The following is a 26,551-nucleotide window of genomic DNA, read 5'->3' on the forward strand; positions in this document are numbered from 1 at the left end:
TTGGTTGTATTTTCTCGTTCGTAATTTAAAATAATATCTAGTCAGTCTTACTCTTCACAATAAATTACATTAAGTATCTTGTATTACTACATAAGAATTACTTATATGTATAATAAATAATATATAAATTTTATTTATTGTACATATATTCTCTTGTCATAGGAATATCATCATTTATTCCTTTAGAAATTAGTAATTGATGAATATCTATCACTCCATTATTAAATATTGCCGCACATGAACAAAGATAAAGTTCCCACATTCTTATAAATTCTTCATCAAACATTTTAGAAACTTCACTTAGATTGTTATTAAAATTCTCTCTCCAATATAGTAAAGTCTTAACATAATGCCTTCTAAGATTTTCAACATCGATAGTATGGAAATTATAATTACTACAAATGTCTATAATTTCTCTAAAACTTGGAATAACCGCTTCTTTAAGAATATACTTTTTAATCCATGGATCTACAGAATATTCTTTTAATGAATTGATATAATCCAATAAACATAACCCTTTTGGTTTTAAGACAGAATCAATATTTTTTATAAATAGTTCATAATTCTCTCTTCCTATATGCTCAACCATGCCAACACTTACAATTCTATCAAATGATAATCCACTTTCAGCTAAATTTCGGTAATCCATAAGTCTAACTTCTAGTAATTTTTCAAGCTTTCTTTCTTTTATTCTTTCATTAAATTTTTTATATTGCTCTTTGCTTAATGTAATTCCAATACCATGAATACTATATTTTTCTGCTGCTTCAATAAGTAAAAATCCCCACCCACATCCTACATCCAAGACGCTCATGCCTTCTTTTATGTCTAACTTTGCTAGTATATGATTAATTTTATTAATTTGTGCGTCATGCAAACTATCATTATTTGATTTAAAATATCCACATGAATATGTCATAGTATCATCGAGCCATAAACTATAGAAATTATTCCCTATATCATAGTGCTCTTGAATCTCACCTTTTTGTTTTTTTGAAGAATTGGATTGAAAAATCGTATTTTTTACTGGCTTACTACCTGATGAGATTTTATCAATCTGACTAATAAATATATTTACAACTTCAAATAAATCTCCTTTTATCTCTATATTCCCTTTCATGTAAGCTTCACCAATAGCAAGGAACGTACTTCTAATTAAGTCTGTTTTACTTATTTCTCCCTTAATATTTATTTCGAATTGAGGCGTGCCCTTCCCTATAATAAATTCTTTATTATTTTGAAACTTAATCCTATATGGTATATCATCAAATTTTGACAAATATTTAACATAAAGACTATTTATTAGATTCATATAGAATTCCTTTCTATAATTTAAATACTGATTAATTTATACTATTATATAATTTCAAATATGCTATACATTAAATTCTATATTCAATATAAATAATTAAAGAGACAGTCGAGAACGCACAATAATTTTACGCTTCTCTAACTATCTCTTAACTAACTTCTCAAGTCATTTCATTTTGTATAATTATCTTTTTCCTCATTTTATTTGCTAATTTTTTTGTTACTTTCTTTAGTACATTTTTACAATCACAACTTTTAAATAATTTCCCTCAGGAAATTTATCTGTAACTGCAAAATCTTCTGAAAGAGTATGTTCTTCTAGAATTTCATAATTTCTATGTGATTCTTTAAAAGCTTCATCTATAAATTTCTTAAATTTGCCCATATTAAAAGTAGCACAGTTTGTTGAAGCTACAATTACTCCTTCATCCTCTGTTATATCTATAGCTGATTTAACCAATCCTTTATAGTCTTTTGCTGCACTGAATCTATTATCTTTTGATGTTGCAAAGCTTGGCGGATCAAGAATAACCACATCAAATTTTAATTCTTCCTTTTTTGCACGTTTAAAATATAGGAAAATGTCTTCAACAATTATTTCATGTTTTGTGAAATCAATATTATTTATAGTAAAGTTCTCAGTTGTTTTTTCTAGACTTCGGCTTGCTAAATCAACACTTGTAGTAATAGCACCACCTTTTGCAGCTGCCATTGAAAATGCTCCTGTATATGAAAAAGTATTTAAAACTTTTTTATTATTGGAGTATTTATCTTTGATAGACTTTCTTACTTCCTTTTGGTCTAAAAATACTCCAACCATAGCCCCATCATTTAAATAAATTGAGAAATTAACTTTATTTTCTTTAACTATAAGAGGTTCAGGTGCTTTTCTTCCACAAACATAGCTATCTTCATCTACAACCATACCATTTTCTTCAAATCTCTTTTTTTCATATATACCATCAAAAGAAACTAAGCTTTTTATAGCTTTAATTATATTGTCTTTAAATGTATATATACCTCTGCTATACCAAGTGATGAGATAATATTCATCGAAATAGTCAATCGTAAGCCCACCTATTCCATCGCCTTCACCATTAAATACTCTAAATGCAGACGTGTCTTTTGAATGATAAAATTTCATTCTTTTGGAAAATGCATTCCTAATCTTATCATAGAAAAATTTATAATCCAAATTGCTATTTTTACTGTTACTTAAAATCCATCCACAGCCTTTATTTTGTTTCCCATAATACCCCTTTCCTAAGAAAGTCTTTTTTTCATCTATAAGGGTTATGATTTGTCCTTCCTCTTTTAAATCTTTTATATTATCAAAAGCTTCTTCAAGAATTAAAGGATATCCATTTTTATATTTCTTAACAAATTCTTTTTTTACTGTAAGTATTGCTTCTTTCATATATGTATTTACCTTCCCGAAAACTATTGTATTAAATTCTAAATAATTATACCATAAATCTAAACTAGTTAATTACTAATTTAAAATTGCATATTTTATCGTGTACACTATATATTATTGTTTCTTTGCTCCAGATTAGATACTGATTAATTTATACCATATATAATTTTAAATATGCTATAGATTAAATGCTATATACAATAGAAATAATTAAAGAGATAGTCGTGAACCCGCAATAATTGTACGATCCAACTATCTCTTAAATAACTTCTCTATTCATTTCATTTTTGTCTAATATTTTATACATCAAATTACATATAATATACTTGTTTAATCTATAAACTATTGAATTAAAATTCTACTATAGTCTCTTATAGTTTCGTTTAATTTAGGTAATATAATTTGCAATTCTCCATTTTGGAATTTTGCAGAAATTCTTGATTTATCAACGTTCTCAACATGAAAAGTCCTTGATATTTTTCCATAAGCTCTTTCTCTTCTAATATAATTATCTTTTTCTTCATTTATTTCTTCATTTCTAAGAGCAGAAATAATTAAAGTATTGTCTCTGTATTCAAGGTTTATATCTTCTTTCTTAACACCTGGTAATTCTGCACTAACTAAATATTCATTTTGAGTTTCTCTTATATCAGCATTAAATTTTTGGTTATTTCCAAAACCAAAACTCATTGGTGAAAAGAAATCATCATTGAAAAATCCATTGAAAAAATCTTCAATTGAGCCTCCCTTCTTGTCTAATCCGTTAGTTCTAAAAGGTATCAATCCAAACATACTAAGACCTCCTTAAGATATTTGTTATTTGTTTTTACAAGTAAATTATAGCCAAAAGGTCAAAGAAGGTCAAAATCAGTTTTTGTCCTTTATTTTTTTTCTCTTACTATATATTTCTATAATATTAAATTATCTTTTACTTACATAGTATTTGCTTTTATTTTCTCTAATTTTTTATTGCTTATATATTTTTCATGATCTCTATTCTTTCACTTTGATTTCAAATCATATTTAGACATCTTTTCAGCTATATTTTGGGCTTGAAGTGATAATTCTTCAGTTGATGCCGCAGTTTCTTGTGCCTTAGCTGTGTTAATCTGTATAACTTCAGAGATTTCGTTAACTCTCGTTGTCATTTTCATTATCTCATTCGTTTGATCTTGCGATGCTAGTGATATTTCATTGACCAATTTAGCACTATTATCTACATTAACCACTATATTTTGTAATGAATTCGAAGCCTCTTTTGCTAAACTTTCACCTTTTTTAACTGCATTTGAGCATTGTTCGGCTAAGCTCTTAACTTCATTAGCTACCACCGCAAATCCTTTTCCAGTTTCTCCAGCTCTCGCAGCCTCAATAGCAGCATTAAGCGCCAAAAGGTTTGTTTGTGATGCTATATTTTCTATAGAGCTTGTAATCTTTGAAATCTGATTGGAAGATTGAGCAATCTCCTCTATAGATTTCATTAACTCTTCCATTTTGTGATTTCCTTCAGATACAATATCCTTGGTACTTTCCGATACTTTATTAGCTTCCTCTGCATTTTGGGCGTTTATAGTAACTTTAGTTAATATTTTATTAAAATTGTCTAAAAGTTTTTCTATTATACTTGCTTGATTTGTTGCTCCATCTGATAGTTCTTTTGTAATTAGTGATATTTGTTCTGATCTATTTGATGTTAACTCTACTGTCCTTGATATACCATAGAAATCACTATTCAATGTGTTTATAATACTCTCAAGCGACTCTTGTATAGGAATAAAATCGCATTTATATTGCACATTTTTCTCTAACTCTATATCCAAATTTCCAACTGATATTTTTTCTAAAATTGTTGTAATATCATCTACATATGAGTCTATCATCTCAATAGCGCTAATCAAATTACTTGCCATCTCACCCATTTCATCTGTAGATTCATAGCTACTTTCAACTTTGAGATTTCCATATAATAATTCTTCAGATATTTCTTTTATATTATTAATTCCTTTAATAAATATATCTGTCAACACGCCGCTTATTGTTGACGTTATTATTAGTGTACTGATCATTATGATTATTATAAATCCTAATATTATATTGTTAATTATATCTACCTTATGTAAAAAATTAGATGTTTGTTTTTGAGACTGTTTATATACTTCTATAACTTTATCTGCTATTCCATCTATTTGATAAGAATATGTATTTTCCATTACTGATAAGGCTGATATCTTCTCTTTCTTATTTATCAATTCCACTATATCACTTCTACTTTTTGCGGCTAATTCTACAGATGAATTAATCTCATCAATTAGCTCATAATCAGGTAGTGTTTCTTTTAAAATTTTAGAATTACTATCGAATTCTTTTACTTCTTCATTTACTAATTCTAAATATTTTTGTTCTTTCTCCATATCTTCCTCAGCTATTGCTTTATAAAGATTTTTCTCTATTTTTTGTAAACTAATTCTCATATTTGATATATTATCTGAAAGTGCATATGATTTCCTATATGACAAATTGGTTTTATAAGAAAACATATATAAAATACTTACTATTATAATCATGCTTATTATTGTAAACATATTGATTATTAAGAATGATTTTTTTATTTTCTTATTTATTGGATCTCCTGATATAAGTTCATGTAATCTTTGGTACATAACTGTTTCCCCCCGAATAATAAAATACATTTTTCCTTTTTATAATCATGATTAATTTATCTTTCTTGCTAATTAATCACCGAAATTAATGATGGTATGAGTTTTAATTGCATTAATTTTTCTTTTCGCCATTTAATTGATAATGAATTTCATTTACTATTATATCAATTTATGTACCAAATTCAAGACATATATGAAAAAATATGAAATATAAGTAATTCTATAATTTTTTATAACACAAAAAAACCTCACTATAAATTTGATATCTATAGAGAGGTTTTCCTTTTACTAATAATTGGACATTTCTATTAGCTGACAACATTTCATGTGCTTATCCAAACACATCTATGAATCTTTAAAACATAACTATTACTTTTACATAAATATTTTCCCTCAACACCTAGTCTTATATATAAAATAAATTTCCATAAATTATGCTCTTGTATTTAATTCACTCAATACTCTTTTATGTTCTTTTTCATCTAAGTTATAGAAGAATATTGCAACAAGTTCAATAATTACAAATATTACTGGAATTGCAGTCATTGTGATTAAAATGCCATGTAATGCTGTCTCAGTTTGAGCGTGATTTGCAACATAACCGAATTTCGCTAGTATTAATCCAGGAACAATTCCTCCAATCGCCATACCAAACTTGAAGAAGAATCCAACTAGCGCATAAATAACACCACTTGCACGTTTACCTGTCTTATATTGACCATAATCGATAGTTTCAGGAATTAGCGCCCATGTGAAGGCACCTGCAGTGATGGTACCCAATGCTGCGATTAATCGTCCTGCAAATACAAGTGGAACCATTGTTGCAGGAATAACAAATAAAGCTATTAATCCAATTGCTTTCAAAGATAAAGCAGTAAATAATAATTTTTTCTTACCCATCCATTTATACATTAATGGCATTAACGGCATAAGTATTAGTGCAGGTAGAGTTCCCATTAAACCATACCATTTTACTAAATCTGGTCTTGCAACATTATAAGTAACATAATAAATTCCAACAGAATTAACTATTGAGTTAACGCCAAAATTAAGAATAAAGAACATACATATGATAACTAGTGGACGATTTGACTTTAACTGAATAAAAATATCTTTAACATTGATTTTTGCATCTTCAGAATGATCTATTTGAACGCGCTCTTTAGTATTCAAAAAGCAAAAGATTAGTAGAAGTGCACCTAAAATTCCCATTATTGACATGGTAATTTGCCATCCTGTGCTTGTTTTTCCAGTCATATTTGTAAATATTCCAGCTAAAAGCGGTACACCAAAAGAAACAATTAATCCTCCGGTATTTGAAAATAACATTCTGATTGAAGTTAGGCTTACAACTTCCTTGTTATCTTGAGTAATCGCTGAAGTAAGTGCTGCATAAGGAATGTTAACTACTGAATAAGTTACTGATAATAGTATATAAGTAACATACGCATATACTAATTTCATAGGATCTGAAAATGCTGGAGTTGTAAAACAAAGTATAGCTACTCCTGCAAAGGGAAAAGCACCATATAAGATATATGGACGAAATCTTCCGTATTTTGTATTTGTTTTATCCACCACTGTCCCAATTAGTGGATCCATTACAGCATCAAACAGTCTTACTATTAGAAACATGAATCCAGCTGCTGCAGCCGAAATTCCAAAAACGTCTGTATAGAAGAATAGTAGATAGCTACTTACTGTTTGATAAATAAAGTTACAAGCTAAATCTCCTGTGGCATACCCCACCTTTTCTTTCATAGTAATTTTTTCAGAAATCTTAGATCTTACTTGACTGATATTCATTTAAAATTCATCCTCCATTTTTAATTTATAATATTTTTCTTCATACACTTCTATAAAATTTTGTATTTTCTAAATATCTATCCTCCTTATAATTTAGTATTTATATAGTCGGTTGCGGGATTCCGCAACCTTTAACTAGTCCAATCTTTTAAAAATCATATATTTACAGCTTGTTTTGATAAAAACATAAAATAAATCGTTTACCTATATCTGTTTAATAAGCAATTCATATTTTAATAAAACTATATTAGGTTTTCTTTATACATAAAATAATCAAAATCAGCAGATTTATTATTTCCGCTAACATCCTGACAGTGCATACCTACAAATGCCCCTGTAAAGCACGCTCCTCCACCTACATAATCATCTGATAATTTTTTAGATTCAAAACTTGTAGGTATTTCCTTCCATTCCACTCCATCAAACGAATAAAAGAACTTATATTCTTCAACCCTAACTTCTACTTTTAGGTGTACGTATTCAACATTTTCTGGTACTGGTATCATATTTTGAGCTAGTGGTTGTGAAAATTCAAAGTTATCACAAGAAATAATATCAATTACTCTTCCTTTTTCTTCATTCCAAGTTACATCAATTGTTGTCCAATTTTCTGTGTTATAGTAGCATACAAGACCTGCTGATTGCTGAAAAGTATCTGGATTGAAGGACACACCTGTTGCCGCATCAAAATTAAAAGATTGCCACCTTCTAGCGACTAAGGCCTGTGTAAATTTAGATATTAATGATTCTTTTCCGTATAATCTCATATTTCCTGGATTTTCTGTTAAGGACATTATATCCTCAGTCAACGGAATACGTAGTGATTGAAAATTAATGTTCAATTTATCATTGTCGAAATGATCTAATTCCTTAAAACTAGGTTCCCATTTTACTTCTTTCATATTAGGAGCATCAATTTCTATTGAACCTTCTTTACCACCTACTACATATGGCCATCCATCAATCCACTCAAGTTTTTGAATAGCTGTTTCTCTTCCAAGTGGACAATATCCTCTTGGCGCTGTATGTGGAAGTGGTTTCCCAGTTTCTTTATCATATCCTCTCACTTCAGTGCCAGGAACTTCATCTGATGGAAGTGGCCTTCCTGTTAAATGAACTAAATACCATTCATCAGTATGAGTGTGTACAATAGATGCATGACCACATTTTTGTAATTCATTTATAGGCTTATCCCACGCAGTAAGAATAGGATTATCTGGGTGTATTTCATAAGGTCCTTCAATATTTTTAGAACGTGCTATTGTAGCAGCATGCTCATATTTTGTTCCACCTTCAGCTGTTAAAAGATAGTAATAATCTCCAATCTGATACAAGTGAGGCCCTTCTGTTAATTTAAGATCTGTACCCTTAAAAATTAATTTAGATTCCCCAATTAATTTTTCTTCTTCTGGAGAATATTCTTGCATTACAATACCTGCAAATCTATGGTTATATACCCTATTATCAAACAGCATATTCAATAAATATTTTTTCCCATTTTTATCATGGAATAAAGAAGGGTCAAAACCTGAACCATTTAACTTAACTGGTTCACTCCACTCTCCATCAATAGTTTCACAAGTAACTAAATAGTTGTAGCAATCTTTCCAAATTCCTTTTGTAACTTTTACATCTGTATATATTAGCCAAAATTTATTGTCACTATAGCTTAAACATGGAGCCCATATACCACCAGAATCAGCATTTCCTTTCATGTCAAGTTGTGAAATTCTATTTAGAGGGTGAGCAACTAGATTCCAATTAATTAAATCTTTAGAATGATAAATTTGTACTCCAGGAAACCATTCAAAAGTGGATACTGCAATATAATAATCCTCGCCTACCCTACAAATACTTGGGTCTGGATTAAATCCTCTTAATATTGGATTTTTAATTTTCATTATTAACTTCTCTCCTTTAACTAATTAAATATTTATTTATAATTTTCATCTAAATCATAAAAATTAATGAACTTCTGATATAATTCCATTTGTCATAAGTATTCATCTCTGTAAATAGACCTTGATTTTTAACTTTCCCCTATAAAATTCAGATATTTTATGTTAAATTAATTTTTTATTAATAATCGTTTACAAAATGCTTATTATTATATAATTACTCTAAATAAGCGCCTTTCATTGCTGATACAGCTCCCCTTGTATAACGTCCAAATATCCCTTTTCTTGGTCCTGTTTTAGGGAGACTCCAATTTGCTTTTCGTTCTTCTAATATTTTTTCTATCTCCTCCAATTTATATGATTTTCCATTGATTCCAACAATATTTAGCTTTCTCTCCTTTATATCAAGCTCAATTAAATCTCCTTCTTTTACTAACGCGATTGGCCCTCCGGTTGCTGCTTCAGGCGATATATGTCCAACACATGGTCCTCTTGTAGCTCCTGAAAAGCGCCCATCTGTTAATAAAACTGTTGATCCATTTAATCTGCTATCACATACTATAGCCTCTGTTGTCATAAGCATCTCTGGCATCCCAGATCCCCTTGGCCCCTCATAGCGTATAATCAAGACTTCTCCTGGATTAATCTTATCTTCAATTACAGCATTATGACAATCTTCTTCACAATCAAATACTCTTGCAGCTCCCACATGATACATCATATTTTCTGATACTGCTGCATATTTGATAACTGCACCTTCTGGAGCTAAATTTCCTTTCAGAACTGCAATAGATCCCATTTCCTTTGTTGTCTCAACTGGTTTTATTAACTGATCTCGATTTAATCCATAATTATGAAGATATCCTTCTATTCTGTCAAAGAAACCATCATTTTTTATATCCTCAAGATTTTCTCTTAGGGTCTTACCTGTTACTGTTAGTACATCCAGATTTAAATAATCCTTTAATAACCACTGTACCATAGGAATACCTCCAGCAAACCAAAAGGCTTCAGTTGGGTACTCTCCACTAGGATATATGTTTCCTATGTGTGGAATCTTATGATTAATCTCATCGAATAGTTCAGGTTTTAATTCTATGCCAAGTTCATAAGCTATAGCAGGAAGGTGCAACATTACATTAGTTGATCCACCTATAGCCGCATGTACAACAATTGCATTGTAAAACGCTTCTTGAGTAAGTATATCCTTTGTTGTAATATTTGCCTTAACCAAATTCATAATTTGCCTTCCAGCTTTTCTGGACATTGCTGTTATATCTCTCATTGTAGCAGGCGCAAGTGCACTTCCTGGCAACGCTAAACCTAGTGCTTCAGCCATACATTGCATGGTGCTTGCAGTACCAAGAAACTGGCAAGCTCCTACAGATGGACAGCCAGTCAATTTAAAATCTCGGACTTCTTGATCAGTTATAGCACCTTTTTTCTTTTCTCTTAAAGAAATATCTCCAGCCTTAATAGATGTAGACATATATGGAGCTGGTCTCATGCTTCCACCAGGAACAAATATAGTTGGTATATCCATACGCGCAGCCGCTTTAAGATGAGCAGGAATTGATTTATCGCACGAAGAAATTAAAACCATTCCATCCCATGAAACAAATGATCCATGAATTTCTACCATATCCGCAATAACTTCCCTTGAAGCTAATACAAAATTCATTCCATCATGTCCTTGAGCACATCCATCACAAATATCTGTAACGTGAAATTGTCCTGGACGTCCTCCTTTTTCATACACACCAATACTTACTTGCTGCGTTAATCCCATAAGATGAGAACTTCCTGGATGACTATCTCCAAATACATCATCAATAAGTATTTGTGGCTTTTTTATATCTTCTTCATCCCAATCCATTCCCATTTGAAGAGAATCAAATTGTGACCAAAGCTTACGCTCTGAAATGCTTTTTGGTGTTATAGAATTCTCTAACATTAGTAATCTCCTTTCAATAATTTATTACTTTAAATATTTAGTGCAATCTAGACATAATCATCTATTTATTTTTCTATGATTTCTTGTATTTTATTTTTTATATCATCATTTATTTTAATATTATAATTTCTTATAGATGTATTTATATCTAACTTTAAAGATATATTAACTGCTTCTTTTAGTCCTACTATAAATGGATTTGTCAAATCATACAATTCAGTCAATCTATTTATTTTATCTTGGAGTATAAATAATTTTTCAAAGTCTCTATTTAGAACAGCTTTATACGTATCTACAAATAATTTTGCATTTACATTAGTTAATCCACCTATAATACCATCTCCTCCAGATAATAAGTTAGGTATTAAGTATTCATCAAATCCAGAAATTACACAGAAGTCTTTACGAACTTTCTTTACTTTTTGGACGAACCTTCTAATATTGCTAATAGAATCTGTAGTATCTTTAATGCCAACAATATTATTAAATTCATTTGCTAATCTTAACACTAATTCATATGATACGTTTATAGATGTCCTAGCAGGAAAATTATAAATTATAATAGGTAATTCCGTATTCTTCGCTATTATTGAATAATATTCGTATATATAATTTTCATCTAAACCAAAAAAATATGGAGTTATAATCAAAGCAGCATCTGCTTTTGCATCACTAGCACATTTATTTAATTCGATAACTTCTTCTATATTGTTATCCCCAGTTCCAACTATTAATTTTGTTCTCCCATTTATAACTTTAGATACAAACTTAATATAATCTTTTTTTTCTTCTAAAGAAGAAAAATTAAAAAATTCTCCAATCGATCCTAATATGACAATCCCATTTACTTCGTCTTTTATTAATTTCTCAATCAAAATCTCTAAACTTTTCTTATCAATCTTCCCTTCTTCATTGAAAATAGTCACTATTGGTGTATAAATTCCTTTAAACATAAAGCCTCCTTGTGTTTCATATTTGAAACACCATTCTATATATTGATTATTTTTTTGAGATGATTGATAAAATCATCTCAAAAATTAAAATAAACTTTCTTTTTTATATCCTAATTTTTTTGAAATATCCAGTGCAACTTTAGTTATAAGTTCTGCACACACTCCAATACGCTCATCATTAATTTTCATCTTTAACGTAGAAATAGATACTGCTGCTATTGCTTGACCCATCCTATTATATATAGGCACAGCTATACAAAATAATCCTTCCTCATTTTCCTCATCAGAAATAGAGTATCCTCTTTCTCTAATTAAATCTAAGTTTTCCATTAAGGATTCTTTATTCGTTATTGTACTCTTAGTTTTAGGAATAAATATAATCTCTTCAAAATAATTATTTAACTGCGCACTATTATAAGTTGCTAAAATAGCCTTACCTAAACTTGTTGAATACATTGATGTTCTAGATCCCAAATTACCAGTTGTTCTTAGAGTGCCTTTTGATTCATGCTTATCTAAATATACAAGTTCATTATCATTTACTACTGCTAAAAACACTGTTTCTCCAATATCATTAGACAACTTTTCCAAAAAAGCACTAGATATCTTAGTTAATTCCATCTTATTTAAATATAAGCTTCCAAGTTCAAAGACTCCTACCCCTAATTCATAACTCTTCAATTTCATGTTTTCTATTGATAGAAACTTTTCACTTACCAATGCATTAACTATATTAAATACACTGGTTTTAGGTATATTAAGATATTTACTTATTTCAGCAATTGTTACGGGTTCATCACTTTGCCCAACAAACCTTAAAATTTCTATTCCTCTTAGAATCGCTGTGTTCAAAAAGCTCACCTCACCGTTCCATATATAAAACACCATTCCAATTATCGTATTTATTATATATTGTGCTATTCTTTCTGTCAATCGTATAATTGAATAAAATTAATATTTTATCCATTAATTCTTTTCTAATATATTCTCTAATTTGAAATCTAAATATTCTTATTTCATTGCTTTAAACATACATGTTTTAGTTGTTATTGATATATCTCCATTTTTCTTAATATATTCTTCTAAATATTTCGTAAATTCTTTTTTCTTTTCACCAACAAGTATTGAACTTCCTTGAATAGTTGAGGCTTTATATGATACTACTGGTTCAGCATTATCTACTATTATTTTACCATCTAAAATTTCAACATCTACTTTATGAAAATATTTTTCAAGCATTCCTCTTCCGTGCTCTAGGTCAAATCTTTCTGAATACCCATTGTTATCTAACCCAGAATTAGGCGCAAAATTTTCTGAAAGTCTATTTAATTCCTTCATAGAATTACAAGAATTAGCTGTCACATAAAATACACCATTAGGCTTTAGTACTCTTTGTATCTCAGCTAAAGCCTTTTCTATATCTGGAACAAAATAAATCATATGTTGAGCGATGATTATATCAAAAGTTTCATCATTATAAGGTATTTCTTCAGCATTAATTTCTTCATAATGAAAATCATGATATACATCTTTCAATCTATTTCTTGCGATTCTAATCATACTTCTAGAAAAATCAGATATTGTAATATTTAAAGTATTCTCTATATAATCTTTATTCTTAAACCAAAGCTTTCCTGTTCCACATCCAAGTTCAAGTACATTTGCGTTTAATAAAAAATTCATCTGATTAAAACACCATTTATCAAAATCTATTTTATTTACATTATAGCTATGAAGATTACTTCTAATATTTAAGTTCTTATCTGTTTTATATTGTTCCCTAACCCTACTTTCCATATTAGTTACTTTTATGATATCAATCAAATTACTTGCATCTAGAAAGCCATTTTTCTTTGCTGTATTTTGTGCTTTATTAAAAACATCAATTACAGCCTCAATATGTTTCTTCTTTTCTTCCAAAGCTTTCTTTTGAATACTTATCATATTCTCTAGGTTTTCTCCACTTTCATGTAATATATGACTTATTTCATTTAATGACAAACCAATGAATTTTAAGGTTGTAATCTGCTGAAGCTTTAATAGGTCTTCTTCACAGTAAATTCTATATCCTGAATCAGTTTTTTCACTAGGTTTAAGTAATCCAATTTTGTCATAATGAAGTAATGTTTTCACTGTCACTCCTGATTTCTTAGCAAATTCACCAATTTTCAATTTATTTCCCTCCATAACATTATTCTAATCCATTACCTTAGGGTATAGTCAACTCTAATTTTAAAGACACACTATCTTTCATGACCTTTCCGATAAATTTTAATTAATATTATTAACTATTTTATACGTTATACTCTTATTTTTTTCCATATAATTCCGATAAAATAATTGAAGGAGGAATAATTAACAATGAGCAGTATAACTATAAATTCAAATCGAACCAATTTATTCAAAAATATTAATATCAATTCAACTGATGACAAAAAGAAAAATGTTGTTAATGGTAATTCTAGTATTACTAATAAACAAGATAAAAAAGAAAGCGGTTTAATGCAAAATCTTCTAAAGCAAAAACAAGAACTTAAAGAAGAAAAACAAGCATTGATGGCTAAAGAAATGGACGCAAAAGAGAAAAAAGCTAAAATGGATGAATTAAATCAAAAAATAAAGGATGTTGATTCTCAGATTCAACAACTAAAGATTCAAGAAAAACAAGAAGAACTTCAAAAGAAACAAGATGAAATTTCAAAGAAAAAAGCTAAAGAGGAAACACCTAACAAAGACGATAATAAAACAAAAGGCGATGTAATAATTTCTGCTAGCTTAGGTGAACTTATTAAGATTAGTGGCTCACAAAAAACTATACATTTACTAAAGGATAGTAAAAACAGGCAAAAAGTAGAAGCTGAATATATCAAACCAAATAATATCGAAAACAGCTACGATAATAATCGTTTATCGCAAATAGGCGCAAGCATAGCCAATATAAACATGACCATTTCTAAAAAGATTGGAGACATAAATAAAAGTGCTGAACGCATTCAAGCTAAAACAGAATTAGCGCTTAAACAAATCAAAGATAAAGATGACAATAAGTTAAATGGAGAAACAAAAGACTTAGATAATAATACTAATAAATTAGATAAAAGTTCAAAAGATAAAACCAATAGTAAATTAGATACGGAACCTAATAATAATCCATATAATAAAACTACCGAAACTATAGTTTAAGCTTCTAAAAAACATATTAAAATATTCCATCAGATTCAAAAAAATATAAGACAGCCCGCCTCATTGTATGGGCTGTTTTATATTTGTAAGAATAATTATAATAATTCTTTAACTACTTTTATAACTTCTTTTGCTATATATTCAGCATCTTCTAAAGATAATGTAGTATATACTGGAAGTGTGATCTCATTTTCATATTGTGCATAGGCATTAGGATAATCTTTAATATCATATCCAAGGTTTTTATATAGAGTTAGCATAGGAAGCGGTTTGTAATGAACGTTTGTTGCTATTCCTCTATCTGCTAACTTTTGAATAGCTTCGTTTCTCTTTTTCTCATCAAATCCTTTAACTCTATAAAGGTATAAATGATATGATGTCTCAGTTCCATTCTCATCTTTTGTAAATGGAATTATTGAAAATTCTTCTTTTGATAAAATATCACTATATATCTTAAATATTTGTCTTCTCTTTTCCAACATTTTCTCATATCTTTTTAATTGAACTAAACCTATGGCTGCCCCTATATCTGTCAAATTACACTTAAGTCCATCATTTATAATGTCATATTCCCATGCACCTGCTTTTAGCTTACTTAGAGCATCCTTTGATTGTCCATGCATAGCAGTAAATCTCATATATTTAAGTAAATCCTCATGATCACCAAAGTGGTTGTCATTAAATGTAACGGCTCCACCTTCTCCTGTAGTTAGATTTTTAACTGCATGAAACGAAAATGAGTGAAAATCACATTGAGATCCAACTGGTTCTCCCTTATATTTAGCACCAAAAGAGTGCGCTGAATCGCAAAGTATTATAATATCTTCTCTATTTTTATCCTTCAAAACTTTCTTTAAAGCATCATAATCAAACGGTACTCCTGCAATATCCACTGGCATAATTGCCTTTGTTTTATCTGTAATCTTATCAGCAATTTTATCTATATCCATTTCGAAAGTATCTTTTTTAACATCAACATATATAGGTTTAATCCCTCTATGAATACCAACGCTTGAAGTAGCAGTATATGTATATGGAGTAGAAATAATTTCATCCCCCTCTTTTATATCAAATACTTTAAGGACTAGTTCCATTGCAGCAGTCGCACTATTTAATGCTAATGCTTTATTAACATTTAGATAATTTTGTATTCCTTCCTCAAACTCTGCGAGTTTTGGTCCAGAAGTAATCCAACCAGATCTTAATACATTACCTACTGCTTCTATTTCTTCTTCAGTTATATCTGGTGGTGAAAATGGTATCTTTTTCATACAATTCATCCTCTCTAATTTAAGCACAAAATTTTAATATATATGTTGCAATCCATAATGCACATTTCACAATTCACAATTCACAATTACGGCTAAAATTCTTTCAATATTTTTAGAATTATGATGAATAATTATTTTTGTAACATATATATAATAGAATCTCTAAAAGTAATTTATAGGAAATAACTTTTATATTAGACTCTCTTTTATATTATTATAAACTCCACCCTTAGGTAAGAGTCAAGTTAAAAATATTTATCTTAGAATAATAAATAAACCACCATTTTCAGCTAGTCTATTTATAAACTAGTTTTTTCTAAAAATAGGTGGTTGTTTAATCAAGAAGCCCTTTCTACATACAATAATAACTTTTAACTATTTATTATCCCTGTTTCATGGAACTACCTAATTATAATTCAACAATTACTGGTAATATCATTGGCTTTCTCTTCATTTTTGTATAAACATAATTGTCAACTTCTCTTCTTATTCCATTCTTTATTTCCGCCCATTGAGTTATGTTTCTATCTAAGCATTTTTCTACAACGTTAGTAACTATATTTCTAACTTCGTCTATTAATTCTTCAGAGTTTCTTACATATACGAAACCTCTTGACACTATGTCTGGACCGGATATTATAATTTTATTTCTTATGTCTATAGCTATAACCACTGTGATTATACCATTCTCTGCTAGATTCTTTCTATCCCTAAGAACCATACTTCCTATATCTCCAACCCCCATACCATCTACAAGAACTCTTCCAAATGGCACTTTTCCTGATACTTTTCCAGTAGCTCTAGTTAATTCAAAAACATCACCATTTTCTAAAATAAATGTCTTAGATTTATCTACTCCCATACTCTCTGCTATTTTAGCATGAGTAATTAAATGCTTATACTCACCATGAACTGGTATAAAAAATTTAGGTTTTAATAAAGCTTGAATCAGCCTTAATTCTTGTTCACAAGCATGCCCTGAAACATGTATATCCTCTATTGATTTATAGATTACATTAGCACCTTTCTTTATTAGATCATTTATTAAGTTAGATACCGCCTTCTCATTACCAGGTATAGGACTTGCAGAGATAATAACCATATCTCCTTCTATTATTTGTATATGCCTATGTGTTGATGCAGCTATTCTTGATAATCCTGCCATAGATTCTCCCTGGCTTCCAGTTGTAACAATAGTTAGCTTATCATCTGGATAATTCTTTATTTCATCTAGACTTATTATCATATCTTCTGGAATAAGTAAATATCCAAGTTCCATAGCAACTTCAGATATATTTTCCATGCTTCTACCGCTAAAAGCTATTTTTCTATTATATTTTATTGAACAATCACTAATTTGTTGTAATCTATGAACATTTGATGCAAATGTAGATACTATAATCCTACCAGTAGCCCTACTGAAAAGATTCTCTAGTGTTTCTCCAACTGTTTTTTCTGACATTGTGTAGCCTTTATGAAGAGCATTAGTGCTATCTGCCATTAAGAGAAGTACACCTTTCTTCCCCAACTGAGCATATCTTTGCAGATCCATAACCTTCCCATCTATTGGTGTGAAATCCACTTTAAAATCACCGCTATGAACAATAACTCCTATTGGGGTATGCAATGCAATAGAACAGCTATCAGGTATACTGTGGTTATTTCTTATATATTCAATTTTTATTTGCTCTAATTTTATTAGTTCTCCCGGTTCAACAACATTTAATGTACAGTCACTAAGCATAGTATGCTCTTTTAATTTACCTTCTATTAATCCAAGTGTTAATCTAGTTCCATATATAGGAACATTAATTTGCTTTAATACATATGGTAGTCCACCAATATGATCTTCATGTCCATGGGTGATAAAGATCCCCTTAACTTTATTCTTATTTTTAATCAGGTATGTTACATCTGGAATTACTATATCAATTCCATATAAGTCTTCATCTGGGAATGCTAATCCACAATCTATAACTATTATTTCATTATCATATTCAAAGGCAGTCATATTTTTTCCTATTTCACCAAGTCCACCTAATGGAATTATCTTAAGTGGAATTTGTTTAGATTTTGTTTTTTTATTGATTTTATTTTTACTAATTCCAATTTCATTATTCTCCATATTATCACACCTCAAAAGTTTTTATTCTATGCTTTAATTATTTACAATTAACTTTAAATATATAAGTAAACTTTAAAATTTATTTTAACCTAAAAAGTAGCATCATAATTTAAAAATTATAATGCTACTTTTTATAGTTATATTCGTCTTTAAATATCATTAAATTATTTCGATATTAAGCCCATAAATTATATTTATATATATAATATGCATGGAATAATATCTTAATATTTTTACTGAAAATACATTGCTTTTAATTTATCAGCTATTTCATTTTCACAACTTGATATTTGTCTGATTCCATATCCAAGAAGCAATGGTGAACTGCTGAATCTTGGCATGACCTTACATAAAATTTTATTTTTTATATGATAGAAAAATATATTAAAACTATCACACTTCACGAAATAATTATTTAAAAGGTAATGAACTACCTTTCTAAGATTATATGCCAACTCATTTAATGCATATAAATCATCACTTATAATTATATTAAATTCAGTAAATCCATTAAATGGTTTATGTGATAGATTAACTAAACAATTATCACTTTTATGAATTTCTATTCCTTCAAAATAATCATCTTTTATATTTAATTTATAATCAATGTCATCAAGACCTACTATCTGCATATGAGGATGTTTTAAGCTTCCGCCAGAATTTGGACCATGGTTTTTATAAAATATTACTGATTTATATTCTCCGCTTGCCTCTATTCTTAGCCAATGTTTAACACTAAATCTTATTAAATCCTCCATATACTCTGCAGAATACTGTCCCATATCAGTATTACAATTATACGTTTCTATAATAACTAATTGATAAGTATCTTTTATAGTCGGATACTTATTTTTTAGTAATACAAATGGCCCGTCTTCATCAATAACATCTGTAAGTGTCTCTCTATTGCAAAACGGACATTCCTTTATATTTATTTTTTTAAATTCATTTGGCTTATCCTTATTAATTTCATTTAAAAATACTAAATACTTATCGTTTTCCATTTATATCACCAAAAACCTTCCATCAAAATCATTTTTTAATTAATACATGTGCACACTTTGAAGGAACAGTTATACTATTACCTTCTATCGCGTAAATTTCATCTACTCCAGCTCTTTCCTTATTAACAAGGACACTCCATCCACATTCCTTTAAATCTATAAATGCTTCCTCATCATTTGGGTTAAATATTACAACTATAGTATTACACAAGTTTTTCTCACTGTTATCTTCTATCTTATATGCTACAACATTTTCTTTGTAAAAATCCTCTCCATACTCTAAAAATGTTAAATTCTTTCTAATTTCTTCACTTGAATTCATTCTGAACGCTTTATATTTCTTTCTTAATTTAATTAGACCTTTATAGTAATTTACAATTTCTTTATATTCAAAAACTCTATCCCACTCTAAATTATTTACGCTATCAGGAGCATTATAACTATCATGACTAAAGCTTCCATCATCATTTTTCTTAGTCCTTAAAAATTCTTCTCCCGCTTGAAAGAAAGGTATCCCTTGAGATGTTAAAACTATAGCCGCTGCTAACTTGTTCATATTCTTACGTTTTTCTTGAGAAGACTCATTGTTAGTTAAATATAGTTTATCCCATAATGTATAATTATCATGAGCCGAAATGTAATTTATACATTGATAAGGTTCATTTGCCCATGCAAAGCGTGAGTATATGACTTTATCATAGTTAATGCCTTGTTTACCAGTAGCTCCTACAATACAGAATTTAATACTTTCTTCAAGCCCTGTTCTACCATTTACATATCCTTTTTCATTTATATTAAACACATGTCCTTTAACTGAATCTCTAGTATCATCACTAAATGCTGCAATTTGCATTTTATCAAATTTCACTATATTTTGCTTTACTGATGACTCTTCACCACTTAATGGAGTCCAGCCTCCAGTCCAACCTTCACCATACATAAGTATAGATGTATCAATCTTATCTAACTCAGCTCTAATTTGCTTCATAGTCTCAATATCATGTAAACCCATTAAATCAAATCTAAATCCATCTATATGATATTCCTTAGCCCAATAAATTACTGAATCAACAATAAGTTTTCTTACCATATATCGTTCTGAAGCTAATTCATTGCCACAACCAGATCCATTTGAAAAATTTCCATTTTGATCCTGTCTATAATAATATCCTGGTACTGCCAGATTAAGATTAGATTCATGACTTTTATAGGTGTGATTATAAACCATATCCATAACAACTCTAAGTCCAGCTTCATGTATACTTTTAACCATTTCCTTAAATTCTCTAATTCTCTTTTCTCCATTAAAAGGATTTGTTGAATACGATCCTTCTGGCGCAAAATAATTCTTTGGATCATATCCCCAATTATATTGTGGCATATCTGGTTTACTTTCGTCAACAGTTTCATAATCAAATGCCGGAAGTAAATGAACATGAGTTATTCCCAATTCCATTAAATAATCTATTCCTGTCTTTGTATATTTTCCTGGAATTGTAGTCCCATGCTCACAAAACGCGGTATACTTTCCTTTTTTATTTGAGCTTATTCCTGAATTCTCATTTATTGAAAAATCTCTTACATGAACCTCGTATATTACAGCTGCCGTTGCGGAGCTTAGCTCTGGTTTTCTATCTTCCTCAAAATTTATTGGATCTGTTTTTTTAAGATCTATTACCATTCCTCTGTTTCCATTAACCCCAAGGGCTTTTGCATATGGATCTACAACTTCTCTTTCATTTCCACTATTAATTATTAAGTAATTATAAAATTCACCCTCAAGATCTCTTTTCACCTCTATGTTCCAAGTTCCTTGTACTCCTCGATTCATGTCTAATATTTCTTCTGGTGCATTTGTATAATTCTTTTCATCCTTTCCAAATAGCGCCAGTCGGACATTATTTGCATTTGGTGCCCAAACTATAAATCTTGTACCATCTTTACAATATTCTGCACCAAGATTCCCATCATAGTTATTGTACTCATTATCTAATAAATTCATTATATTATTACCCCTTTTACTAGTTTTATTAAATGTTTTTCATGTAAATAATATTTACCCTATCCATATATTCTTAAATTCTAGCAGATTATCTCCATGTTACTTTCTTAATTCTGTTATTATTTTACCCGAAAATGCTGGGACCACTATGCTTGTTTCATTAGCATTAATCACTATTTCATTTTCATCTAATAAATCAATACCTTTTTCGAAGGGTAATTTAAATTCTAAAACACTTTCTTTATCAGATAAATTTAATATTACAAAAACTCTATCATTATCAGTATTTCTAGAAAATATGAATTGTTCATTCTTAACAACAACTTGTTCATAATCCCCATATCTTAATGCTTCACTATTAATTCTAATATTACCTAACCTTTTAATTAATTCAAATAACTTATCATCTTGTTCATCTATTTTTCCAAATTCTAATTCTGGTCTTAAAGGTAAGTCTGTACCATTTCCTTTAACTCCCTTGAGACCATATTCACTCCCATAATATACACTAGGCACACCTGGCATTGTATAAAGCAATATATATGAATTATATATATATTCTGGCTTTTTTAATGTACTTGCTAGCCTGTTAACATCATGATTATCAACGAAGTTATATAGACATAGATTCTTATAAATTCCGCCTAAACCAAATAATCTATTTAATGAATATGCAATTTCAAAATAGTTCTTATCGTTATGACTTGAATAAATTCCCTTATAACATTCATAATTTGTCACAGAATCGAGATTTTCAGGATTAGCCCATTTATTATAATCTCCATGAATAACCTCACCCATTAGCCAAAAATCCTTCTTCTTTCCTTCTACAAATCTCTTTAAAACTTTAAAAAACTCAAAATCAATGCTATCAGCTGCGTCTAACCTTAACCCATCTATATCAAATTCATCTATCCATGTACTTACAGCCTGTAACAAATGATTTCTAACTTCTTCATTCTTCAAATTAAGTTTGACTAAATCATAACAGCCATTCCAGCTTTGATAATTAAATTCATCCCCCATCGGACTTTTGCTATTGAAATTTAAATCTGCAAACCAGCTACAATACTTAGAATTTACTCCGTTTATCTGAACATCTTTAAATGCCCAAAATTCTCTTCCTACATGATTAAATACCCCATCTAAGATTATTCTTATATCATTCTTGTGTAACTGCTCACATACTTCTTTAAAATCCGCATTAGTTCCAAGTCTTTCATCAACTTTGTAGTAATCCTTGGTGTCATAACCATGATAACTCGACTGAAAAATTGGTGAAAAATAAACAGCATTAATTCTCATTTCTTTTAAATGAGGTATCCATTTTTCAATTTTGTTTAACCTATTTTTTTTATCATATACTTTACCTGGTTCTAAAACACCACAAAATCCAAGTGTATAGAATTGATAAAATATACTTTCCCTAATCCATAAATTCATAATCTCATCCCCTTTAGTTTATATACATTATACCACTTTGCCGCCATTTTTTTACACCACTAGTTTATAAATAATAAACCTGATTTTTAGACGCCCTTATATTTATCACCTTCCTAATTATATAAAAACTCTCCATAATTAGAAATACATATTGGAAGTTTATATATTTTATTTCTATAATAAGAAAATTTATATAAATATTATTATCATTTTTGTCACATACTAGATATTGAAATTAAATATCTACGGAGGTATAAGAATGAATACAAAAGCTATAAAATACATAACAACTTTCTTATTGGCAATAAATTGCCTAACATTTCTTCCTAAACCAACAGTTGCAAGTGCAGCTTCTTACTCACTTGGCGGCTTAAAGATTTCAACTTACTATGCTCATAAAGATAAATCTAATGGTTTTAATGTGTTTGGAGAGGAAAATTATAAATATCTTTCTGCCGAACAAAAAAAGGAATTGCTTGAATTAAAAAAATGTAAAAATAAAGGTCAGGATCTTTCAGAAGAGCAACAGAAAACTCTACATTCACTTATAGATTCTATCATCAAAGGAAAACTTGGAGATAAGGACTATGTAGATTTTAAAAGTTTAGTTGAAAAAAAACGTTCTAATGAGAATTTAACAGATGAAGAAAATGAACGATTAAAGGATTATACAGATATTATTAATGGTAACAAACTTTCAACCAAAGATATACTTAGTCAATTTCTAAGATAAATTACATCTCATGCTTATAAAAGAACAAACTCTAATCGATAGAATTTGTTCTTTTAACGTTATATTATTATTAAATGCTATTTTCGTAGAATGACAACACCCTATTAAAGAAAGAAAAAGCTATTTCATCTCTTTCAAAATACGATTCATGTTTAGATCCTTTCATATAAACCACCTTACAATCTTTAGCATAATGCGCAAACCTATTCTGTGCTTTTGGGATAACATGTGTATCATATTCAGCTTGAAATAATAGTATTGGTATCATTATTTTTGATATATTCTTTCTTCTGATTAGTTCTTTAGTTGCTTTTAAACTTTCGATATACCATAAAGCCGATGATCCACCACTATGATAATTATCATTCTTTTTAATCTTTTCCAAAAGATATTGATATCGCTCCTTACAACTAGTCGATCTACTGTAAAAATCCTTCTTTTCAACATATGGCTTCTGACCTGGAAGATATGAATTTCCTTTTCCGCAAGCCCTCATTGCTTTAGAAATAATATTTGCTAAAATCTTAGGTGCTTTCCCAGTATTAATTTCATGCATTGGCGAACTTAACACTGCAGCATTAAAATAACTATTATATTTCTCTAAAAAAACAGTACTTATACATCCTCCCATAGAGTGTGCAAATAATAACAACTTCTTATTCCTACTATCTGGAATAACAATTTCATCTATAAACTTTTTGAAATCTTCTACATAGTAATCAAAGTTTTCAACATTAATCTGATAATTATCCATCCCAAGTCTTTGTGATCTACCATGCCCTCTATGTTCAAGAATAAAAACAGAGTAGTTTTCCTTTATAAAATAATAAATTAGTTCATTGTATTTTTCAGTAAATTCTCCAAATCCATGACAAATGACTATATTAGCTTTTGGCTTCTTTACAATAAATTTTTCGTAATAAAGTTTTAAGTCATTTGCTCCTAGAATATAGCCACTTTCTAGATTCTTCTTTAGATAAGGTTCAACTATATTTATCATTTTTTCCTTATAATTATCTTGTGAAATATATATTTCAAGATACTTATCCTTAAAATTTGAGTATGAAGATGCCGTTAATGCTAAGTTATCTTCATTCATAATCTTCCCCTCCCTACCTATAAATTTTGGAATCAAAATTTATCTTAACTATTACTATAAATTACTTATTTTAAATCCATTATAATTTCAAGTTAAAATATAGATCGATTTATAAATTTACATACAAAAATAAGGTAAATATTTTAAATAAAATTTACTTATTAGAAATTTTTTAAAACAACTACCTTATTATATACTATTTATCATATTTTTATTTTAAATTTATTTATTTCTAGTTAAATTATATTAATCTCTAATTATATTTTCGTAATAGTTATAAACTACATAAACTTTCTATTTTATAATAATATCTCTTTAATATATAATTTCTTTTCTTTTTCTAAATCTATAAACTCTTCGCCCTTCAAAATCAGAGGCTTTTCTAAATTATTTACATTCATCTGTATTATCTTGCATTTTTCATTAGTATTTAATAATACCTCTTCACCTGTATAATAATCTATAACATGCTCTAAAAATATCTTTACATATTCGTAATCTAGTTTTCCTAAACTTTCGTTTTTAACTATTTGCAATGCTTCAAATGGAAGCCTTTTTTTCTTATATCCTCTATTAGAATTAATTGCATCAAATACATCAGCTATAGCGATGATTTTTGCAAAAGGATGTATAGCTTCCCCTTTAACCCAAGCGGGTAACCAGACCCATCTAATCTTTCATGGTGCATCAGTACCCCATAGCTCACAGCCTTGTCCAAAAACGAAAGTTCTTTTATTACCATATATCCTTTCTGAGCATGGGTTTTTATTGTATTAAATTCATTTTGTGTTAATCCTACTTCTTTCATTAATAATTCTCTTGCTATTTTTGTCTTTCCAAAATCATGAAGAATTGCTGAATATACTAATAAATTTAACTTCGCCTTTTCTAATCCTGTCCATTTTCCTATGAGTGCACTTAGTGCTGCTACATTTACTCCATGTCTATATATTGAATCTGTTCCACTTCCATAAAGAACTATATTCTTTATAACCAAACTACCTGGCTGTATCTCATTTTGAATTTTTCTAGAAAATTCCCTCACTTCATTTAGAGCTTCTTCATTGTTATTGACAAGTTGTCTAAAAGTTTTTCTTAATGCTAAAGAAATTTCATTGAATTCTTCTTCAATCTTTTTACATTGTGTCTCTTTCTTTAATTCTACTTCAATACTTTTTACAGCAATATTTTCACAATATATCTCTACATTCCCAATAACATATAACTTTTTTATTTTTTCTATAATTTGTTCAGTTACCGAAATATCCTTTTTAAGTAATACACTCCCATTTTGCTCTACATTTTTAGCTATTACCATTCCTTCTTTTAACTGGTTAAAGCTTATTACTTTTGTACTCTTCTCCATAATACTCACACCCATCATATAACAAATTTTATGTTTCTAAGTATAGACAGAATATATATATCTATCTCTATGACCTAAAAATTAAAAAATCCCCTAATTAAATATATAAGAACAATAATAAATAAGATTATATTAAACTTATAAAACAATATTCGAGTAAAAATTTATTTATTATTTATATTATTCTATATCTTTTATATTTTGTCAAAATAAGTTTTAATTTATTTTGAATTGTAGTTCTTCCATAATATTGAGAAAATATATGTATATAATATAAGGATGAAATTTAACTTCCATCCTTACACTACATCACTTCTACTATGACT

At 28.9% G+C, this 26,551-nt stretch carries 18 protein-coding genes and 1 pseudogene; 2 read left to right on the plus strand and 17 right to left on the minus strand.

Translation table 11 applies throughout. The features are described from left to right. Positions 1–130: 130 nt before the first annotated feature. The 10 genes from AXY43_RS08960 to AXY43_RS09005 all read right to left on the minus strand — a co-directional run bounded on the left by AXY43_RS08960 (position 131) and on the right by AXY43_RS09005 (position 14,171). A complete protein-coding gene (locus AXY43_RS08960; RefSeq protein WP_087701067.1) occupies positions 131–1,312 on the minus strand; it encodes an SAM-dependent methyltransferase in 1,182 nt (393 codons plus the stop codon). A gap of 228 nt (positions 1,313–1,540) precedes the next feature. Next, entirely contained in the window at positions 1,541–2,728 is a 1,188-nt protein-coding gene (locus AXY43_RS08965; protein ID WP_039771570.1) for a class I SAM-dependent rRNA methyltransferase, read from the minus strand. A gap of 342 nt (positions 2,729–3,070) precedes the next feature. Further along, positions 3,071–3,520, minus strand: a complete 450-nt coding sequence (locus AXY43_RS08970) for an Hsp20/alpha crystallin family protein (protein ID WP_105411433.1) — start codon at positions 3,518–3,520, stop codon at positions 3,071–3,073. Between the two features lie 209 nt (positions 3,521–3,729). Beyond that, positions 3,730–5,388, minus strand: coding sequence for a methyl-accepting chemotaxis protein (locus AXY43_RS08975; protein ID WP_105411434.1), 1,659 nt, complete (start codon positions 5,386–5,388; stop codon positions 3,730–3,732). 432 nt (positions 5,389–5,820) lie between these two features. Then, complete coding sequence (locus tag AXY43_RS08980; RefSeq protein ID WP_012060282.1) at positions 5,821–7,194, minus strand: MFS transporter; 1,374 nt, start codon at positions 7,192–7,194, stop codon at positions 5,821–5,823. 242 nt (positions 7,195–7,436) lie between these two features. Further along, positions 7,437–9,098: a glycoside hydrolase family 43 protein gene (locus AXY43_RS08985; protein ID WP_087701069.1), complete on the minus strand. Its 1,662-nt coding sequence runs from the start codon at positions 9,096–9,098 to the stop codon at positions 7,437–7,439. 211 nt (positions 9,099–9,309) lie between these two features. Beyond that, complete coding sequence (ilvD, locus tag AXY43_RS08990; RefSeq protein ID WP_039771562.1) at positions 9,310–11,046, minus strand: dihydroxy-acid dehydratase; 1,737 nt, start codon at positions 11,044–11,046, stop codon at positions 9,310–9,312. A gap of 65 nt (positions 11,047–11,111) precedes the next feature. Next, positions 11,112–11,999 (minus strand): dihydrodipicolinate synthase family protein, encoded by an 888-nt coding sequence (locus tag AXY43_RS08995; RefSeq protein WP_039771560.1) that lies wholly within the window; start codon positions 11,997–11,999, stop codon positions 11,112–11,114. An 84-nt stretch (positions 12,000–12,083) separates the two neighbouring features. Beyond that, a complete protein-coding gene (locus AXY43_RS09000; RefSeq protein ID WP_065418758.1) occupies positions 12,084–12,851 on the minus strand; it encodes an IclR family transcriptional regulator in 768 nt (255 codons plus the stop codon). 159 nt (positions 12,852–13,010) lie between these two features. Beyond that, on the minus strand, positions 13,011–14,171 hold the full coding sequence (locus tag AXY43_RS09005; RefSeq protein WP_170816495.1) for a MerR family transcriptional regulator: 1,161 nt from the start codon (positions 14,169–14,171) through the stop codon (positions 13,011–13,013). A gap of 189 nt (positions 14,172–14,360) precedes the next feature. Between AXY43_RS09005 and AXY43_RS09010 the strand changes: the two genes are divergently transcribed. Then, positions 14,361–15,182 (plus strand): FlxA-like family protein, encoded by an 822-nt coding sequence (locus tag AXY43_RS09010; protein WP_041899259.1) that lies wholly within the window; start codon positions 14,361–14,363, stop codon positions 15,180–15,182. Between the two features lie 95 nt (positions 15,183–15,277). On the opposite strand, the gene AXY43_RS09015 is transcribed toward AXY43_RS09010, so the two are convergent. The 5 genes from AXY43_RS09015 to AXY43_RS09035 form a co-directional block, all read right to left on the minus strand. Then, the gene (locus AXY43_RS09015) at positions 15,278–16,453 is read right to left on the minus strand and encodes a DegT/DnrJ/EryC1/StrS family aminotransferase (protein WP_041899261.1); all 1,176 of its coding nucleotides are present in this window, start codon (positions 16,451–16,453) and stop codon (positions 15,278–15,280) included. Positions 16,454–16,862: 409 nt separating this feature from the next. Beyond that, positions 16,863–18,578 (minus strand): ribonuclease J, encoded by a 1,716-nt coding sequence (locus AXY43_RS09020; RefSeq protein WP_023973122.1) that lies wholly within the window; start codon positions 18,576–18,578, stop codon positions 16,863–16,865. A 233-nt stretch (positions 18,579–18,811) separates the two neighbouring features. Next, positions 18,812–19,582 (minus strand): DUF4931 domain-containing protein, encoded by a 771-nt coding sequence (locus AXY43_RS09025; protein ID WP_023973123.1) that lies wholly within the window; start codon positions 19,580–19,582, stop codon positions 18,812–18,814. A gap of 28 nt (positions 19,583–19,610) precedes the next feature. After that, a complete protein-coding gene (pulA, locus tag AXY43_RS09030; RefSeq protein ID WP_105411435.1) occupies positions 19,611–21,584 on the minus strand; it encodes a type I pullulanase in 1,974 nt (657 codons plus the stop codon). Between the two features lie 99 nt (positions 21,585–21,683). After that, positions 21,684–23,027 (minus strand): alpha-amylase family glycosyl hydrolase, encoded by a 1,344-nt coding sequence (locus AXY43_RS09035; RefSeq protein WP_039771554.1) that lies wholly within the window; start codon positions 23,025–23,027, stop codon positions 21,684–21,686. A 259-nt stretch (positions 23,028–23,286) separates the two neighbouring features. Here AXY43_RS09035 and AXY43_RS09040 point away from each other — a divergent pair, with 259 nt between their 5' ends. Continuing rightward, complete coding sequence (locus AXY43_RS09040; RefSeq protein ID WP_017209115.1) at positions 23,287–23,760, plus strand: hypothetical protein; 474 nt, start codon at positions 23,287–23,289, stop codon at positions 23,758–23,760. Positions 23,761–23,830: 70 nt separating this feature from the next. Here AXY43_RS09040 and AXY43_RS09045 read toward each other — a convergent pair whose 3' ends face one another. Next, positions 23,831–24,859, minus strand: coding sequence for an alpha/beta fold hydrolase (locus AXY43_RS09045; RefSeq protein WP_105411436.1), 1,029 nt, complete (start codon positions 24,857–24,859; stop codon positions 23,831–23,833). Positions 24,860–25,158: 299 nt separating this feature from the next. Beyond that, positions 25,159–26,225 (minus strand): annotated as a pseudogene (locus tag AXY43_RS09050) (HD-GYP domain-containing protein). Positions 26,226–26,551: the final 326 nt, after the last annotated feature.

Source organism: Clostridium sp. MF28 (genome assembly GCF_002969175.1).
In the GTDB taxonomy this organism is placed as follows: Bacteria; Bacillota; Clostridia; order Clostridiales; family Clostridiaceae; genus Clostridium; species Clostridium beijerinckii.